An 18,973-nucleotide genomic window follows, 5' to 3' on the forward strand; every position below is an offset into this window, starting at 1 on the left:
AGCTTTTTATGTCTAATCGGGTGACAAAATACGTTATAATGGACATATATATATCAGTGGGACGAACCAACCTAGATACTAACGAGGCCTTCACATAGAGAGAAATGCTGCATCTGAAGGCCTCAGTCGGAGGAATGTACATGGGCATAGTCTTTACTTTTTTAAAGAAATACCGGGTTGCCGCGTCAGCGGCGCTGCTGCTGATGCTGATTGAGCTTTCCGTCGAGCTGGTGCAGCCGCTGATCATCTCGAAAATTATTGATGAGGGCATCCAAAAGTCGGATCTAGGATTGGTGTGGATGTGGCTGGGCGTATTGATTGTGACCGCAGTTATTGCGTTTGCAGCCGGCATAGCAAGTTCCTTTTTTGCTGCACATACCAGTCAGGGCCTAGGTTATGACATGCGCGAAGAGCTGTATGACAAGGTTCAGTCATTCTCGTATTCGGTGTTTAACCGTTTTGCGACATCCTCGTTAATCACGCGATTAACAGGAGACGTCACGCAGATTCAGGATACCATCTTTATGGGCCTGCGTTTTATGACCCGGGTGCCGCTGGTGGTTACCGGAAGCATCATGATGGCTCTGTTTGTGAATGTTCGTCTCGGTTTGTGGCTGGCTTTGACGGTGCCGGCTCTATTTATCTTCATTGCTTGGGTCATGAAAAAGGCGGCCAGTTCATTCAGCAAGGTACAGCGGCGTCTGGATTCTGTCAATGGCGTCATTCAGGAGAACCTGACGGGAATCCGCTTGATCCGTGTGTTTGTGCGGATGGGTCATGAGATTCGGAGGTTTGCATTATCCTCGGAGCAGTTGATGAAAGGTACCGTATCGACACTGCGGATGACGGAACGGACCATGCCTTACATATTGATTGTGATGAATGCCGCCATCATAGCTGTACTGTGGTTTGGACGTTACGATATTGCTGCAGGAAGCGCTTCAATTGGTGAAGTGGTCGCTGTGCTGAACTATACCATGCGGTGTATCGGAGCCATGTCTGCGCTGTCAGGTCTGGTCATGGTCCTCTCCCGGGCACGTGCTTCAGCTCAGCGTGTACAGGAAGTGATGGATACACAGGATGACGCTGTTCAGTCGTCAGACTCTTCATTCACTGCAATGACAGACAAGGCTGCTGCACGCAGTGAAGCGGCCATTCAGGGAGATGTAGAGTTTGATCATGTCAGCTTCAGTTATCCCGGAAGCAATATCGCAGTTCTTGAGGATATCACGTTCCGGGCCTCATCCGGTGAACGAATTGCTATTATGGGTGCAACGGGTGCGGGTAAATCTTCTCTGGTGCAGCTGATTCCTCAGCTGTATCAGGAAGCTTCCGGTACGGTTCGCATTGATGGACAGGATGCCGGACAATTTGACCCGGAATCTCTTCGCCGGAACATTGGCTATGTGCCGCAGGAAGTCCTGTTGTTCTCCGGAACCGTGAAGGACAACATCGCCTGGGGACGTGAGGATGCCAGTCTTGAGGACGTGATGGAGGCAGCTAGAAAAGCGCAGATTCACGATACCATCGAGTCTTTGCCGGATGGATATGATACCATGCTCGGCCAGCGGGGCGTCAATTTGTCGGGCGGGCAGAAGCAGCGTTTGTCGATTGCCAGAGCGCTGGTGCGCAAGCCGTCTATCCTGATTCTGGATGACAGCACAAGTGCACTGGACGTCCGGACAGAAGGCGCGCTGCTGGATGCACTTACCGATATATCCTGCACGACCTTTTTGATCACACAAAAGATCAGCACCACGACTTCAGCAGATTTGATCCTGCTTCTGGATGACGGAAGATTGATCGCCCAAGGCGGACATGAGCATCTGATGAGACAATCTTCGCTGTATCGGCGTATTTATGAGTCGCAGTATGGGGAGGAGGCACAGCATGTTCAAAACATTCATTGAACCGTTCCGTCATCCCAGACCCAAATTTGAGCTCGGCAAAGGGAAAGGGATTTTCAGCCGGAAGAGTAATACCAAAACCAAGAACTTGCAGGGAACGCTGAGGCGAATCTGGTCTTATCTCGCGCAGCGCAAAGGAAAGCTCGCCATTGTGCTGCTCATGGTTCTGCTCAGCTCTGCGCTGGGACTTCTGGGACCGTTTCTATTAGGCGTGGCCGTGGATGACTTCCTGGAAACCGCACGGTTGACAGGCGGCGAAGGAGGGCCAACATGGATTTATTTTCTGGCCGGTCTTGCCTTGGTCTTTGTGCTGCAGGCGATCACGACCTGGCTCCATAATATATGGATGATCGGCATCGCCCAGGAGACGGTATACCGGATGAGGATGGATTTGTTTACACATCTGCACAAACTTCCGATCCCTTTTTACGGCAAAAGACAGCAGGGTGAAATCATGAGCCGTCTTACAAATGACATTGAGAACGTCAGCTCCACATTGAACAGCTCGGCGATTCAGATTTTCTCCAGTGTACTGACCCTGGTGGGTACCTTGTCTGTGATGTTGTGGCTCAGTCCGCTGCTGACCGTGCTTACGTTTACCGTGGTACCGCTCATGGCTTTGGGGCTGCGCTGGATTACAAGACGAACCGGTCCGCTGTTTAAAGAGCGGCAGCGCAACCTGGGAGAGTTGAATGGATATATTGAAGAGACACTCTCAGGCCAGCGGATTATTAAAGCTTTTTCCCAGGAAAAAAGAGTCATTCGCGAGTTTGAGGAACGTAACAGCCGAATCCGCATGTCCGGTTTTTGGGCCCAGACGATTTCCGGCTTTATTCCGAAATTGATGAATGGGCTGAACAACCTGAGTTTTGCGATTGTGGCCGGTATTGGCGGCATCATGGCTATTAAGGGATATATTTCGATTGGGGTTGTCATCATATTTGAAAGCTATGCCAGACAATTCACCCGTCCGCTGAACGACTTGGCGAACCAGTGGAACACGCTGCTGTCCGCCATGGCAGGGGCGGAGCGCGTGTTTGAAGTGCTGGATGAAGAAGTGGAGTCACGGGATGAAGGCGCAGCGGTCAAGCTGGACCAGGTGCAGGGGGCAGTATCTTTTCAAAATGTATCTTTCGGTTACGATGAAGGACGCAATACGCTGGAAGGGATTACGTTTGAGGCAAAACCTGGCGAGATGATTGCCCTGGTCGGACCGACAGGAGCTGGTAAAACGACACTGATTCAGCTGCTGTCCCGATTCTATGACCCTTCCGGCGGGCAGATTTTACTGGACGGACGGGATCTCTCGTCAATACAGCGGGAGAGCCTGCGATCACATATGGCTTTTGTACTCCAGGATTCCTTTCTGTTCGATGGTACGATCCGGGAAAATATCCGGTTTGGACGCCTCGATGCGACCGATGAGGAAGTGGAAGAGGCAGCCAGGCTGGCGAATGCACATTCATTCATCATGCGTCTTAATGACGGGTATGATAAGGTGCTGAAGCATGGAGGAAGCGGGATCAGTCAGGGTCAGAAGCAGCTGCTTGCAATTGCCCGGGCAATACTGGCGGATCCGTCCATGCTGGTTCTGGATGAGGCCACAAGCAGTATTGATACGGTGACAGAGATCAAAATCCAGGAGGGGCTGCAGCGATTGATGCAGGGCCGTACCAGCTTTGTCATCGCCCACCGTTTGAATACCATTCGTCAGGCAGACCGCATACTCGTATTGAAGGACGGCCGTCTGCTGGAAAATGGATCGCATGACGAGCTGCTGGAACAGGGCGGATTTTACAGTGAACTCTATCACAGCCAGCTGAAACGTGCAGCTATGTAAGGTTAACACCGGAAGCGCTCATAAGAGCCTTCCGGTGTTTGTAATTTCTCAGTATTACAATAGCAGACAGGATCTGAAAGGGAGGTGACTTATGATGATGAAGGAAATGTTTCAGCTTGATGAGATGACAGCTGCGGTGAGTCATCATCCGCTGTATGTGCTCATGCTGAAAACACAGCACTGCGGCGTATGTGAAGCGGTTCAGGCCAAGGTGGCCGTAATGCTGGATAAGAATGAGAGCGTATCAGGAGGGTATGCCTATCTCGAGAAGGTTCCGGAGGCGGCGTCTGTATATATAGCGTTGACATCCCCGGTAGTATTGGTCTTTTTTGAAGGAAAGGAAGTGTACCGGGCCGCCAGGTTTGTGCGAATGGACGAACTGGAGCAGGTGCTGATCCGGTATGAAGAAGTGCTCGGAATGGAATCTTAGGGATTCCTTCCTTACGGCATTGGGCTGAGAAGGTTGAGTGTTACATTACCCATCCATTGAAACAGGAATAGGGCCGTCAGTATGAAAGAGCAAAGGCCGGCTGCAGGTTTGTTCATTTTTGGGATAAAAGTAAGAACTTTATACAGCAGAGCAAAGCCAAAGCATCCGGCTGAAACAAACAGGATCAGGGGCAGCCACATATTATTCACTCCATTCTTTTTTCTTTTATTAAGGGTGGTTTACTCTATTTTACACAATATTACTGATCTGAACAGTCTTGTATTCGAGCCTCAAATCTATATAGCTATTCAAATAGTTATTTGATACGATGGGGCTGGCAAGCGTTTATTATAAAAACTTCTGATCAAGGAGGAATAAAATGAAAGCGCCATTATTTCGTGATCCCATCTATGACGGCGCTGCCGATCCGGTTGTAATCTGGAACAGGCAAGCCGAAGAATGGTGGATGATTTATACGAATCGCAGAGCGACAGAGACTGGAATGGGTGTAGCATGGGTTCACGGTACGGACCTCGGCGTTGCGTCGTCGAAGAACGGTCTGAATTGGTTATATCGTGGTACGCTCAACGGCCTGGAAATCGAATGGGGCCATAATACGTTCTGGGCACCTGAGGTAATCTGGCATGAGGGGACTTATCATATGTACGTCAGCTATATTCAAGGGGTACCTGATCAATGGGAGTCTCATAAAAGAAACATTCTCCATTACTCGAGCCCTGATCTGTTATCCTGGACCTATCATTCGGAAGTCAAGCTTAGTTCGGACCGTGTGATCGACGCATGCGTGTACCGGATGCCTGACGGCCGGTTTCGTATGTGGTACAAAGACGAGGATAATGGTTCGGCAACCTATGCGGCAGACAGCTTGAACTTGCATGATTGGGAGGTAGTTGGTCCCGTTCTGACGCATCGCTCTCATGAAGGCCCAAATGTATTTGAATTTAAAGGATACTACTGGATGATTGTTGATGAGTGGAGGGGTCAAGGTGTGTTCCGCTCGACAGATCTGGAGCAGTGGGAACGAAATGGGCTCATTCTCGATAAACCGGGTACTCGGGAGGATGACGGTACGATCGGTCTGCATGCTGATGTTGTTGTGCAAGATGATAACGCATACATTTTTTATTTTACCCATCCTGAACGTATTGGAACTTATGATCCGGATCAGACATATGGCATGCGGCGATCTTCGATACAAGCTGCACGGCTCGATGTGGTGGACGGTAATCTGGTTTGTAACAGAGACGAAGACGTTGAGCTGATACTGCACCCGGAATCTACAGGATAGGTAAATAACATAAGCTTGGGAGGAGCATCTAAGATGAAGGAAGAATATGCTGTGCTTTCGAAGAAAGGATACTGGGGAGATCAAGGGGACGGTACTTATGTGAATCCAGTGCTGCCTGGGGATTATAGCGACCCGGATGTGATAAAAGTCGGCGACGACTATTATGGTATTTCATCTACGCTGCACTGTTCCCCGGGGATGGCGGTGCTGCATTCGAAAGACTTGGTTAATTGGAGCACAATTGGACACGTCGTAAACGATTTGACAAGGATCGGACCGGATTACCGTCATGATGTAATGAATCGCTATGGAAAAGGAGTTTGGGCAGGAGCGATCCGATTTCATCAGAATAAGTACTGGGTTTATTTTTTTACGCCCGATGAAGGGCTGTTTATGAGTACGGCTGCAGATCCAGCGGGACCATGGGAGCCGCTTCACTGCGTTTGGGAAGTGGAAGGCTGGGATGATTGCTGCCCGTTTTGGGATGATGACGGTCAAGGATATCTGGTTGCCACACATTTTGCCGATAACTATAAAATTCATCTCTTTCAACTGAGTGAGGATGGGAAAACCCTGCTGCATGACAGTGCGAAGGTGATCCATCAATACAAAGGCAGTGAAGCGAGCAAGCTATATAAAATCAACGGAAGCTATTATTTATTTCATAGTGAGATCCGCGAAAAAGAGGTTGGGGAAGTTCGTGTCGTCATGATGTTACGTTCTAAGCATATATACGGCCCATATGAGGAAAAAGAGCTAATCCATACCCATGGCATGGAAGTCGATCGGGAGCCCAATCAGGGTGGACTTGTTCAGACGCCTGCGGGAGAGTGGTATTTCATCAGCCATCAAGGAACAGGCGGTTATCACGAAGGTAGAACACTTCACTTGCTGCCTGTGACATGGGTGGATGGATGGCCGATCATCGGTGAGGATACCGACGGTGATGGCATCGGAGAGATGGTATGGGGCGGCCGCAAGCCAATCCATGGCTATACCTCATCTGCTCTAACTATGAATGACGATTTTGAGAGTGCTGTTCTCAAGCCGCATTGGGAATGGAATCATCAGCCAAAGGCCGGCAAGTGGTCGTTAACGGAGCGGCATGGTTATTTGCGGTTATATGCATGTGTGCCTTCCGAGCGGGGCGATTTCTTCAAGGTATGCAACACCATTGCCCAGCGAGCGTATCGCACGGTGCACAACAAGGCCACGGTCAAAATCGATCTCAGCGGCATGGTGGATGATCAGGAAGCAGGCCTCTGCCATTTTGCACAAACTTTTTGTACGATTGGTATCCAGCAGCAGGAGGGGACCCGTGTTCTGAAGTATAACAACTCAGGCATAATGGAATGGGGACCTGCCATCGATTCCACCTCAATCTGGTTAAGATCAGTTTGGAATTTAGACGGTGAGAGCCAGTTTGAATACAGCGTAGACGGAGACCATTACATAAGTTTTGGTGGTGTCTATCAACTAGGATGGGGGAACTATCGGGGCGACCGGATCGGGATCTATGGCTATAACCACGAAAGGGAGCAGGGCTATATCGATGTGGAGAGCTTTTTCCACGAGTCTGGTGACCAGGCAGGCCCGGCGGAATAAATATATCCAACGCAAGGGAATACCGCGTGAACATGTTTGGTATTGAAACGGACAGGAGAGATGGGGCTGCCTCATAAGATCATAGATCTTTATGAGGCGGCCCCGTTTTGTGGAAAACCACATACAATCGGACGAGCGAGCGGGTCATGGGCACAATGTATGTGGAAAACCACATACAATCCGACAAGCGAGCGGCGCATGGGCACAATGTATGTGGAAAACCACATACAATCCGACGAGCGAGCGGGTCATGTGCACATTGTATGTGGAAAACCACATACAATCCGACGAACGAGCGGGTCATGTGCACATTGTATGTGGAAAACCACATACAATCCGACGAACGAGCGGCGCATGGGCACAATATCTTACCTGTCTGCATGTGGAAACCGAAATTTGATTATTTACGGTCTTTAACCTCAATGGTTAGCTCTTGTTTCCCTGAAATCTCTCCAACTAGAAAGAGGACACGCCACACTTGATGGCCTTCATCATAGTCGACACTTTTCACCACAGGAACTCTGTGCTCTTTCAATTTGTCAGATGCCAGTGCCTGGCGGACGGCTTCTGCTTCACTCATCACAGCCCCTGAAGGAGAAATCCGGGGCAGCATGTTTAGCTTCTCGGCACTGGACTGCCCGGGATACGACTCCAGCACATGACTGTACCACACCTGCACTTTTTCTCCCAGCGAGACCTGCTCACTCATGCCCCGAAACCAGATGGCGTCATAAAATTCCTCAGTGCCTCCACGAGCGCTGAAGTTCTGAGCCTCGCTGCTGACGACGAGAAAGCGGCCGTCTTCTTTTTGCACCACGTATCCCTCTATTCCAGGCTCTCCCCATAAAGGTGTATAGGAGGTTCCCACCTGGCTGTTTGAGTAGAGAAGTGACAGCAGCAGGATGAGCGGAGTAATGATTTTGGTCATACGGTCAGCTCCTTTCGTCTACATAGACGTCTTTGCCAGCTCAAAAGTTCCCTTTAAACAGAAAAATCTATATCAATGCTCCCAGGCGTGTTTATTGTATTACTTTATCGAAAAAGTCCTTAACTTCCTGAATATCCTGTGTTCTTACAATAATTTTTTTATTATTCGTTATAATCATTGTAGGGAAATTATTGACTTCAAGCTGCTCAGCTCTTAATTGGTTATCTTCTGTACCAACATCATATAACTGAATGCCTTTCATAACCCTCAACAATTTATCGCTCGAATTCATATATTCCAACAACTCATTTTCTAAATTTGTTCGATGATCGTTGAATAAATGGACCATAAAAGTTCCTTCTGAATCTGATAGAAAAGGCGTTAAATTATCCTCTTTAGTGGAACAACCGATTAATATTACCAGGAAAATCACCAGTGATATTTTTTTCATTTTATTCACCTCACTTGTTAGATGCTCAGTCTCTCTACTACAACGTCTTATTTAACGTGAAAGTTTCCTCTAAACAGTAAGATCTTGGGGTACGTGCAGACACCCCTCAAAAAAACTTCTTGCCACCTCTGGGTGGATCTGGTATTCTGTTGTCCTTCTCTCTTTTTCGCCTTGTCTGAAGTGACGGGTCCGCCGTCTCAATCAACTTATCGGAGGTGTCACATGCTTTATTTCACCCTGGCTTCCAAAGCCTATTCACGCAATTTGCAGTACCGCGGCGCGCACATGATACATAATATCGCCAGCGCTGTTTTTGGCTTTTTGTACGCCTGTATCTGGATTGGGCTGGGAGCCGACTACACGCTAGGGGAATATGGGACCCAAGGGATGGTCAGTTACATCGCCTTTACGCAAGCCGCACTATGGGTTTCAAGCTTCGTTACGAATGGTCTGGGCATTCCACAATCCGTCAGGACAGGGCATATCTCGCTCGATCTGATGCGCCCCGTCCACCTGTTCACCCATCTTATGGCCAGGGAGTGGGGGCAGATTGCCTACCAGTTTCTGTACAAATCCATCCCGATCTATGTTGTTTACTACTTCGCGTTCTCCTTAACCTTCCCGTCTCAGCTTTCATTTCTTGTCTATGCCGGATTATCACTGGCAGGTGCGGCTTACATGTCCATCTGCATCAATTATCTGATCGGCGCATCTGCCCTTTGGACGACAGAATCTTCCTGGCTCTATTGGGGCAATCATGCCATGATCAATCTGCTTGCCGGATTTTTCATCCCGGTGGAATGGCTGCCTGAGTGGCTGCAGAACATCGCCTGGCTGTCACCCTATCCATATTTGCTGTATGTTCCGACACGATTCTACCTCGGTTTAGGCAGTGTGTCTGCGCTATGGGGCACGCTCTTTTGGTGTGTGCTGCTGACCGCAGTTTGTCTGCTGGTGACAGGAGTATTGCGCCGTAAAGTGGAGGTGCAGGGCGGATGAACCATAAAGCCTGGATTTCCCTGTACGGTCTCTTGATTCGTACCAGTATCCGAAGCCGCATGCAGTACAAGTTTAATTTTATTCTGGCTTCTTTTCTGGCTGCACTGATCCAGATCTCTGAATTTCTAATGGTAGCCATCGTACTGCACAAGTTCGGTGCGATTCAAGGTTGGTCGATGTATGAGATCGGCTACTTGTTTGCTGTCATGATCCTCTCCAAGACGTTGTACCGTACTTTGGCCGATGAAGTGCATCATCTCGAAAAATACCTCGTAACCGGTGATCTTGACCAGCTGTTGACAAGACCCATGCCTGTGCTGCTTGCGCTCATGCCGCAAAACTTCCGGATCATGCTCGGAGAGGTTCTGCAAGGGGGATTTCTCCTCATTTGGTCCCTTGGCGGCATGATGGCTGCTGGGCAGACAGGGTGGGAGGCCATTCCCCAAAGCCTGTACATCATTGTGACAGGTTCAATCATATTGTTCTCGATCGGGCTGGCTACTGCAACCCTTGGTTTCTGGACAACGCGCATCAGCGAGCTGCAGAACATCACGGAAGACGCGGCCGGGACGGCTGTCCGTTATCCGCTGACCCTGTACCCGAAATGGATGTCGACACTGCTGCTGACCCTTTTACCTGTCGGTTTTGTCAATTATGTGCCTTCTCTGTACATTCTTCGCGGAGAACTCGGGCCCTGGGTGTTTGCGGCGGCTGCAGCTGCTGCGGGAATCAGTCTGGCCTTGAGCTTGAGATTCTGGAAGTACGGCATCACCAAATACCAGAGTGCGGGAAGCTAGGAGGAGACAATGATGATTCATATGAAAAATATACGTAAGGAGTTCAAGACCCCGGTCGTTCGTGAGGGCCGCTTTTCGGGACTGCGGACGCTTTTCTCGAGGGAGTACATCACGAAAGAGGCGGTCCGGGGCATCAGCTTTGAGATCGACAGGGGTGAATTCGTGGGCTATATCGGACCGAATGGTGCGGGTAAATCGACCACGATCAAGATGCTATCGGGTATTCTGCATCCCACTTCTGGTGAGGTAAGCATTGGCGGACTCAATCCCCATGTAGATCGCCGCAAGGTTGTCAAGGGACTGGGTGTGGTATTCGGCCAGCGAAGCCAGCTGTGGTGGGACCTGCCGGTGAAAGACTCATATGATATTTTGGCCAAAATGTACAGCGTGGATGATATCGACAAGCGGCGGAGGCTGGGTCAGTTGTCCGAGCTGCTGGACCTGCAGGCGTTCTGGGACACGCCGGTCCGGAAGCTGTCACTGGGTCAGCGCATGCGCTCAGACCTGGCGGCAGCGATGCTGCATGATCCGGAAATCCTTTTCTTGGATGAACCGACAATAGGTCTTGATGTGAATGCCAAGCGCAGCATACGGGAGTTTTTGGCCCGGCTAAATCAGGAGTTCGGCAAGACGATCCTTCTCACCACGCACGATATGGATGATATTGAACAGCTGTGCAGCCGTGTGATGGTGATCAATCATGGTGCGGTAACCTACGATGGAAGCATTCCTTCGCTGCGGGAAACGATCGGGCTGCCGACGCTCATTACCGTGACTTACCGCGGCACTTTTCAGGTGCCGGCGGCCTCGGACTTGGCACAGCTGCCGATAAGCATCATTTCAGCCGAAGGAAGCACGATTAAAGTTACAGCGAACCGGCGTGAGATCAATACCCTCGAGGTTATGAAGAAGCTGGGGGAGTGGGGAGAGCTGGATGATATTGAGATGAAGGATCCTGATTTTGAGGAGATCATCCATAAAGTATATTAATGTAAAAATGACTCTCCTAGGGGAGGAAAAAATAAGCCTGAATTCCAATCTTATTGAGCTCATTTTTCGACTGCTGTGGCGTTTAAGCCTGAAAAACAATCTTAAACTAGCTGATAATGGTATTATAGATAAAAAGCAGGCTTGAACTACCAAAATAAGCCTGAAAATCAGTCTTATCGGAACATTTGTTGCTATTTTTGAAGAGATAAGCTTGAAAAACAGGCTTATTTAAGAACAGCAGGCTATCCTGCCCGCTGAAATATGTAATCGCCAAGAAATCGGGGTGGCAGTCGCTGGATACTAAAGGGCTGCTTCATAAGGAAAAGAAACTTCCTTATGAAGCAGCCCTTAATTATTCTTCCTCTTGCTCTTTGATGATAATGAATACAGGATTGGACAGGGCACTGCCGGGATCTCTGCCTCCGCCTGGAAGGACGAAGATGAATGCTAGAGCGGCACGGTTCTCGCTGAGTGCCTGCGGTGGAATAAAGCGGGCGACAGCTTCAAAGCTGACCTGCACAGATTCCCCGGGAGCCAGATTGCCAAGGATAATACCTGCTGCCGGATTTGCCAGCGGCTGCTGTGCACCGCGAATCCGGACACTGCCGTGAACATATTCCAGACCTGCCGGCGTGGCATCTGTCAATAGTAGGTTTTCGAGTGGAACTCCCGTATCATTGATGACTGACACGCTAAACAGTACTCGTTCTCCGATATCCAGCTGCGTCCGGTTCGCGGTTTTTCTGACCGTTGGTGCTGGCGGAACAATTGGCGGCTGCGGCGGCTGCGGCGAAGGCCCTGACGGTACCGGAGGCACAGGCGGTACAGGCGGTACAGGCGGTATGACCGGAACGAAGACCGGGTTCGTCTCCAGGGATTGTTCAATGACACGGCCGTCTGGCAGTGTGAATGCGTAACGAATGGTGGCTCGGTTGACCACACGGCCGCCTGGCGGAACGGAAACGACCCTCACATGAAAGACGAAGGTGACCGTCTGTCCCGGACTGACCGTTCCAATAAAGACGCCATTGGCCGGATTTTCACCAGGCAGGGGCTGCCCATCCAGTTCGACGCTGTTTTCTTCAAAGACGGTTCCTTCAGGAATAGGATCTATGACAATGACATCTGTCGTTTCACTTCCCGAATTGGTAATCGTAATAACGAAATGAACCGGATCACCAATGGTGACAACATCCTGCTCCGCTTCTTTGGTTGCTGTGAGTATAGGAGACAGAATCTGCACACTGGCGGGGTTAGAGACGCCGGACAAATTAACCGTGCCGGAAGTGTAGGTGACAAAGGATTGGTCGTTGATGGTTGTGGTTTCCGGTACGAACAGAACCTGTTCCTGGAAAGTAATCACTGCGGTTTCACCCACGGCTAATGTTCCGATATTTATACCTTGGGTTGGATCGGCTCCTGGTACAGGCGCCCCGTTTACCGTGACGCTGCCCGGCACGATAGCACCGCCCGGCGTTCGTTCGTCCCGAACGACGACGTTCGTCAAAACGGCGGAACCGGTATTGCGGACCTCAATCGTATCGGTTACGACGTCACCTACGGTGGCTGTCGTTCTGTCCGGGGTCTTAATGATCTGAATATCGGTAACCGGATCCTGTACAATAACGGTATTGGAAACTACACTGCCTGTAAAGGTTCGACCGTCCGGAAGCTGGAAGGTGAAATCGGCGGTGATGGCATTGGTTATGATCTGGTCCGGCGGTGGGGTTGTCAGTACAACATCAAAGGACACTTCTGCTGCTTCTCCCGGCGGAATAACGCCGACCGGAATGCCGGTTACCGGGTCCGCGCCAGGGACCGATGTGCCGTTAACCGTGACACTGCCCGGAGTAAACGTAACGAAAGGAGATAACGGATCGGTAACCGTAACATTTAGCGGTACATTTCCGGTGTTCTCCAAGAACGCACTATAGGTGATAGTATCTCCAACCACAACACTCTGTGGATTTGCTGTTTTTACGTTTTGAAGTGCTGCTTCGAAAACCGGGATAATTACTGCATCGGAACTGCTCGATCCAGCAGCCGCCCCAATAACAAAATCAACCCTCGACTGATTCACAAGTTCCGGCGGTTCCGGCAGACTGTTCACCGCAGCCTGGAAGGTAACCGTTGCACTGCCGTTCCCTGGGATCGTACCGACAGGAATTCCGGCCGCCGGATCTGCAGCAGGCTGCGGCACACCATCGACCGTCACGCTGCCGGGTACGAACTCGGCACCCGCAGGCAGCGGGTCAGTTAATACCACCTGATTGATCGGTGCTGCATTATTATTCTGGATGACAACGGTATAAGTGATCGTCTCTCCGACAACAGCTGACGCTGGAGTCCCGCTTTTCGTAACAGTCACCACCGGAGAAGAGACCGGAATATCCACAATATTGGAGTCTACATTCCCGCTGCCTGTTCTTCCGCCAGGTGTAGTAAATGTGAAGGAGGCCAGACCTTGGTCCGTGATGACATTGCCAGGAGGGGATGAAGTGACATTCACCTGAAAAGTAACCTCTGCGCTTTGACCGGGCTCGAGTCTTCCTACATTAATGCCGCTCGCCGGGTTGTCACCGGGCTGTGGTGTTCCATTGACAACTACACTTCCGGGTACGAATGAAGTTCCTACCGGAATGGGATCGCTGACAGTAACGTCAATGGCAATATTGCCTGTATTGGTAATCCGGAGTGTGTATTCGATCGTATCGCCGACCAGCACCTGGCTTTGGTTTGCGCTCTTGACGAGCTCCGCGGCAGGTTCAAATACAGGCACCCGGACCAGGTTGGAAGGGACCCAGACACTCAGCAGCGGACTATCCGGTGTAGGGCGGAAGAAAAAAGCATCTCTTGCTTGATTACGAAGCTCCGGCGGTTCCGGCAGCGACACAACGCTGGCCTGATATGTCAGCGTTACTGTATCTCCGGGAGGAATATCGCCGACAGATACCCCAAGGATCGGATTATCCTGCGGCAGCGACACGCCGTTGACCACAACGCTGCCATCCACAAATGCAGTGCCCTGAATAGCTTCATCAAAAATTACGTTGTTTTGAGCCAGTACCTGACCTACATTAGTGACAACAATGGTGTAGGTGACAATGTCTCCTACAAGCGCTTCGCCGGGTTCAGCGCTCTTTCTCACATTCACCAGAGGCGGATCAATATTGACCTGGATCCCGTTCGCATTCACTAAATAGCCGTCACCGGATGTAGTCAATCGAAGTATAGCTGAAGTCTGGTTTCTCCGGAGGCCTGCCGTTCCATCAACATTGGTGATGTCATAGCCCTGCCTGCCGCCGACAATATTACTGCCGGGAGTACCGTTAATCTGGTTGCGGTTGCCGAATGTACCCGACGTATCCAGCAGGCCGTTGTTACCGTTGATTTGGGAGGCGAAGAAGTTTCTTGCAAAGTTGTTGGGCCCGGATAAAACGGCTAGCGTGCTTAAATCAGGTCCAAACAGGGCCTGATCACCTGTTTTGTTAGCATCACCCTCTTGGGCACTCAGAAGAATACGCCCGCTAATCGTTCCCGACAGGGGTGTAGCGAACCCGGTAATTACCGTATCTTCGGGTCCTGAAGTCGCCTGAATAACCGCAGCGCCTACACGGATAGAAAGGTTGCGCAGCGGCAGCGAAGGATTAAGATAGGCGACAGCCAGCGTCCAGCCTGCATGATTGGAGGTCGGGTCGGGTATGACAAGCGTGCCGACAACCCCGCCAGTGGTGTAGGTGCCGGGACCGCCCAGGGTCACCAGACCCGTCACATCCGCAGACCTGGTAAAAGCAAAACCATTCGGAAAATTAGGACTTACAGATAGCAGCACCTCAAAAGACGTCTCGGGATCCGGACTCACCTGATAAGTACCAGCTGGTGTGGTGAAAGTAACGGGCCGATTGATAAATTGACTGAGATTGACCCGGTTGTTGATGTACATACCGCCCCAGACCAGCTCTGCGTACAGGATCGTGCTTCCAGCAGGTATATCGAGCACCGCAGACGATGAATTCAAGATGAAGTCATCCGTGGTGCCGGGGGGATAACTGCCGAATTGGCTGGCCGTGTTGGTTGTAATAAACGCCCCGATACTATCTACCGTACCCGGGATGCCAACCCGCTCTGACCGGCTTAATCCCAGTGTGTTTCCGGTGAAGGAGAGGGCCCCCGTTTCATTGGCGAAAAAACGGTTCACAAACGTCATTCCATCACTCCTGTTCTTTGCATTGCCACATATATATTCATTCTGCTCCGATAAAATGCTAATACATGACATAATTTGCAGCTTGTCTATGCTTTCGCTTCAAGTTTTCTCGTGCGCCTTTCGTGCTGGACAATTCCTTTTCTTTTGTTCAATATAGGAGATACACTTCATAAGCTTTTATAAACTGGACGTATTTTTCTTCGAAGGGTGAATCTCTATATGATATGGATGGACAGGATATGGCTTTGGATGGGCAAGCAGTACCGCAAGAAGCAGGACCTGGAAAAGGCGCTGCAGTATATGGAGAAAGGCCGGAGTGCAATACAAGCTCTGGACGATCAGATGGGATATATCGAGCTTCTGCATCATACCGGCCGATCGGAGGAAGCGCTGTTGTTTCTGGGGGAAGTCATAGATCAGAGGGGCGCGGCCAGAGCTTACGAGCGGCGTGCGCATATTCTGCGTGAACTGAACCGGGATGAAGAAGCGATTGCAGATTTGAATGAAGCGATCGGGCTGAATCGGGACTATTATATGAACTGGTATACCCGGGGAGTCACCTATAAAGATTTGGGGGATTACGAAAAGGCGGCTGCAGATCTCAAGGAATGCATCAAGCGCGAAGCCCCGGAAACCGTAATATCTACGTATTATGAACTGGGCATGACGTATTACGAAAGCGGTAACCCTGCCGCCGCCATCGAATGGTTTAGAAAAAGTCTGCAGGATGCCGATCGCAGCATACCGATGTATTATTTTATGCTTGCACGTTGTCTTAATCTGACCGGGGAAGCTTCCGAAGCGGAGGAGGTTTTGCTTCAAGGGACAGCTCTGGCCGACAAGTATGAAGCAGAGCCGGATCAGGGCTATACTCTCTTCGATCAGGCAACGAATTATAGCCGCGGCGCCTTTATGACCTTTCAGCGGCAGATGAAAGAGACCTACTCCTTCCGTCTGCTGCTGGCGGATCTGTATCTGCAGCTGGGACGGCATGAAGACGGTATAGCTGCCCTTACCCAGGGGCTGGAAAAATACCCGGGTGCCGTAGATTTATATCTGAAGCGGGCACAGCTGCAGGCCGATTGGGGCAAAAGTGACGAAGCCAGAGAAGATTTGGAGCTGGCTTTGCATCAGGACCCGGATGAACTGCGGGCGTATGCTGAGCTTGTGCGGCTGCTTCGGGAAGGAGGAGAGGAGGAGCAGGTGCTGGCACTGCTCTCCAAGCTTTACCACCGGCAGCCTGAGACACCGATTGTTTGTTATTGGATGGCGGACAGCCTGTACCGATTAGGGAGGTATGAAGAGGCGATGGTCATGAATGACCGGCTTTTAAAGCTGGAAAATGATGATCCAGCCAATTACATTCAGCGTGCAGATATCGGGATAGAACGGCGGGAACTGTCTTCTGCAGTAGAGGCTTTGGACGAGGCGCTGAAGCTGGAGGATGCACCGGAGTTTCACAACAAGCGGAGCTATGTGTTTTACCTGCAGGGCCGGAATGAGGAAGCTTTACTGGAGCTTCAGAAGACGATCGAGCTGGATCCGGAATATGAGCAGCATCCGGCTTACTTATCTGCCAGCGGGCATATTTATAAAGAAATGGGCATGTGGGATCTGGCTATTCAATCCTACAGCAGGGCGATCCGGGCTACCCCCGGACATGTGAAGCTGTATGAATTCAGAGCCGGATGCTTCCTGGAGACAGGCCAGCTGGAACAGGCAGCATCCGACTGTACCCACGGGCTGGAACTGGATCCGGCAGCTGCAGAATTATACAGTCTGCGAAGCAGTGTCTATTATGCGATGAAGGATTACAGCAGAGCAAAGCATGACGTATTGGAATACCTGCATGTGTATCCTGCGCATGCGGGCGCATATTATCGGCTGGGTCAGATCCACTTTAAAAATAATGAAGAAGACCAAGCGCTTGAGGCATTCAATCAGGTGTTGGACATCATACCTGAGCATGCGGAAAGCTATCTGTATAAAGCTCATATTTACTTTGGGCAGCTTGAGCACGAGCAGACGGTTCAGCATATCGTGAACTGGAGCTTGTTCTATGAGAAGGAGATGCCAGTAGGGGATAAAATTAAGGGGATTCAATCTCTGGATGGTTTTACTGAGGACATTTTGGATGAGGCTGCAGAGCGGCTGAGCAGCATGTATGGTCAAAATATGTATCTGTCCTAAAGGAGCAGGATGACAGGTTGAAGAACCTGGCATCCTGCCCTTTCTTTATTCTGTTCAAGATATTCAAGCTAAAGGCAATGAGATTGTGAAAACCGTCCCTGACCCGGGTTCGCTCTGCGCCTTTACAGTGCCTTGCATGGAACGGATCGCCTGGTAGGAGAAGGTTAACCCCAGTCCCGTACCCGTGCTTTTCGTGGAATAATAGATCGATCCGAGACGGCTGAGCTGTTCTGTGTTCATACCGACACCGTTATCGCGGACTTCAAACTGTACTTGTCCTGGAAGGATTTTGAGGGAAATGCTAACTTGAGCATTGGAAACCTCAATGCATGCTTCGATCGCATTTTTAAGGAAATTCATGATGAGCTGCTTCATTTCGGTAGAGTTGCCCGAAACCATGACAACAGCTGCAGGAAAATCGGCCTGGAGGGATACATTGTGCATCGTCGCATAAGGAGTCATGACTTCTACGACGGTTTTCAAGTGGGAGATGAGGTCAATTTGCTGCCGGCCTACACCGAGCGGTTTGTTCATGGATAGATAGTCAGACAAAATCTGTTCGGTGCGGTGTATCTCTTCGATACTGATATCGATAAATCGTTCGATTTTCTCACGAGACTGTGCATTGGCACGGATCAGCTTGAGAAAGCCCAGGACAGTAGTTAAAGGATTGCGCACCTCATGAGCGAGTGATGCGGCCACCTGGTTGATCGCTTCAACTTTATCGTTCTGAATAAACTTCAGATACAGCTCTTTATCGGTTACGGATTTGGTGAACAATGTGACTAGAAGCCAGATGCCAATAAAGTTTTGGACAGGTATGGCGAGGATATTGAAAGACAAATATCTGAATACATAGTCGGGTTCGTGGATGTAGAGAAAGGTTAGTGGAAGAGCGGAAAAGCTGATCCCTGCCATGACGGTAACAAGCTGTTTTTGTTTCACTTTATGGTATAGGGAACAGAGCAGAATGGATAAAGGAAAGGTTATTGCCATGGTTAAAAGGGCATCTGCAGCACCCGTGCCTCCCAGATACAGCCGGTATATGGAAAATTCTATAAGGAGGATTAAGCCGGTGAGCAGACCGCCGAACATAAGGCCAAAGTACATAATTACATAGCGCACATCAAAGAAGAGCCCCTCCACCATACTGGATGGAAAGGTCATCGACATGCCCAGTGAAATCGAACAGGTAATCATAATGAACTGCCGGGAGTAGTTGACCTCCAAGTTGCGGTAATACACGTTATACATGACAAAAGGCATTAAGGCAAATAACAGCTGCAGCAGGATATCCTTGAACTCTGACAAAATGCATCA

Annotated in this window: 13 protein-coding genes; 9 read left to right on the forward strand and 4 right to left on the reverse strand. The window is 50.1% G+C overall.

Annotated features, from left to right (window positions below):
• Positions 1 to 140: 140 nt before the first annotated feature.
• The 5 genes from HII30_RS05065 (at position 141) to HII30_RS05085 (ending at position 7,091) form a co-directional block, all read left to right on the forward strand.
• The gene (locus tag HII30_RS05065; RefSeq protein ID WP_169503909.1) at positions 141 to 1,910 is read left to right on the forward strand and encodes an ABC transporter ATP-binding protein; all 1,770 of its coding nucleotides are present in this window, start codon (positions 141 to 143) and stop codon (positions 1,908 to 1,910) included.
• Positions 1,891 to 3,747: an ABC transporter ATP-binding protein gene (locus HII30_RS05070; RefSeq protein ID WP_169503910.1), complete on the forward strand. Its 1,857-nt coding sequence runs from the start codon at positions 1,891 to 1,893 to the stop codon at positions 3,745 to 3,747. The genes HII30_RS05065 and HII30_RS05070 overlap by 20 nt, the downstream gene beginning before the upstream one ends.
• A 91-nt stretch (positions 3,748 to 3,838) precedes the next feature.
• Positions 3,839 to 4,177, forward strand: a complete 339-nt coding sequence (locus tag HII30_RS05075) for a thioredoxin domain-containing protein (RefSeq protein WP_169503911.1) — start codon at positions 3,839 to 3,841, stop codon at positions 4,175 to 4,177.
• A 379-nt stretch (positions 4,178 to 4,556) separates the two neighbouring features.
• Positions 4,557 to 5,486 (forward strand): glycoside hydrolase family protein, encoded by a 930-nt coding sequence (locus HII30_RS05080; RefSeq protein ID WP_169503912.1) that lies wholly within the window; start codon positions 4,557 to 4,559, stop codon positions 5,484 to 5,486.
• 33 nt (positions 5,487 to 5,519) lie between these two features.
• Positions 5,520 to 7,091, forward strand: coding sequence for a glycoside hydrolase family 43 protein (locus HII30_RS05085; RefSeq protein WP_169503913.1), 1,572 nt, complete (start codon positions 5,520 to 5,522; stop codon positions 7,089 to 7,091).
• 400 nt (positions 7,092 to 7,491) lie between these two features.
• Here the strand turns inward: HII30_RS05085 and HII30_RS05090 are convergent, their stop codons facing one another.
• Complete coding sequence (locus HII30_RS05090; protein ID WP_169503914.1) at positions 7,492 to 8,019, reverse strand: YobA family protein; 528 nt, start codon at positions 8,017 to 8,019, stop codon at positions 7,492 to 7,494.
• 91 nt (positions 8,020 to 8,110) lie between these two features.
• Entirely contained in the window at positions 8,111 to 8,470 is a 360-nt protein-coding gene (locus HII30_RS05095) for a hypothetical protein (protein WP_169503915.1), read from the reverse strand.
• Positions 8,471 to 8,692: 222 nt separating this feature from the next.
• Between HII30_RS05095 and HII30_RS05100 the strand changes: the two genes are divergently transcribed.
• The 3 genes from HII30_RS05100 to HII30_RS05110 are packed head-to-tail and all read left to right on the forward strand — an operon-like array spanning position 8,693 to position 11,256.
• Positions 8,693 to 9,469: an ABC transporter permease gene (locus tag HII30_RS05100; protein ID WP_169503916.1), complete on the forward strand. Its 777-nt coding sequence runs from the start codon at positions 8,693 to 8,695 to the stop codon at positions 9,467 to 9,469.
• Positions 9,466 to 10,266 carry an ABC transporter permease gene (locus HII30_RS05105; RefSeq protein ID WP_169503917.1) on the forward strand — a complete coding sequence of 267 codons (801 nt, stop codon included), beginning with the start codon at positions 9,466 to 9,468 and terminating at the stop codon, positions 10,264 to 10,266. The genes HII30_RS05100 and HII30_RS05105 overlap by 4 nt, the downstream gene beginning before the upstream one ends.
• Before the next feature lie 12 nt (positions 10,267 to 10,278).
• Positions 10,279 to 11,256, forward strand: a complete 978-nt coding sequence (locus tag HII30_RS05110) for an ABC transporter ATP-binding protein (RefSeq protein ID WP_169503918.1) — start codon at positions 10,279 to 10,281, stop codon at positions 11,254 to 11,256.
• A gap of 352 nt (positions 11,257 to 11,608) precedes the next feature.
• Here the strand turns inward: HII30_RS05110 and HII30_RS05115 are convergent, their stop codons facing one another.
• Positions 11,609 to 15,463, reverse strand: a complete 3,855-nt coding sequence (locus tag HII30_RS05115; RefSeq protein ID WP_169503919.1) for a DUF7507 domain-containing protein — start codon at positions 15,461 to 15,463, stop codon at positions 11,609 to 11,611.
• Positions 15,464 to 15,691: 228 nt separating this feature from the next.
• Between HII30_RS05115 and HII30_RS05120 the strand changes: the two genes are divergently transcribed.
• Positions 15,692 to 17,653 carry a tetratricopeptide repeat protein gene (locus HII30_RS05120; protein ID WP_246246113.1) on the forward strand — a complete coding sequence of 654 codons (1,962 nt, stop codon included), beginning with the start codon at positions 15,692 to 15,694 and terminating at the stop codon, positions 17,651 to 17,653.
• Positions 17,654 to 17,716: 63 nt separating this feature from the next.
• Here the strand turns inward: HII30_RS05120 and HII30_RS05125 are convergent, their stop codons facing one another.
• A complete protein-coding gene (locus HII30_RS05125; RefSeq protein ID WP_169503921.1) occupies positions 17,717 to 18,964 on the reverse strand; it encodes a sensor histidine kinase in 1,248 nt (415 codons plus the stop codon).
• Between the last annotated feature and the right edge of the window lie 9 nt (positions 18,965 to 18,973).

Source organism: Paenibacillus lemnae (assembly GCF_012933385.1).
GTDB lineage: Bacteria > Bacillota > Bacilli > Paenibacillales > Paenibacillaceae > Paenibacillus_AQ > Paenibacillus_AQ lemnae.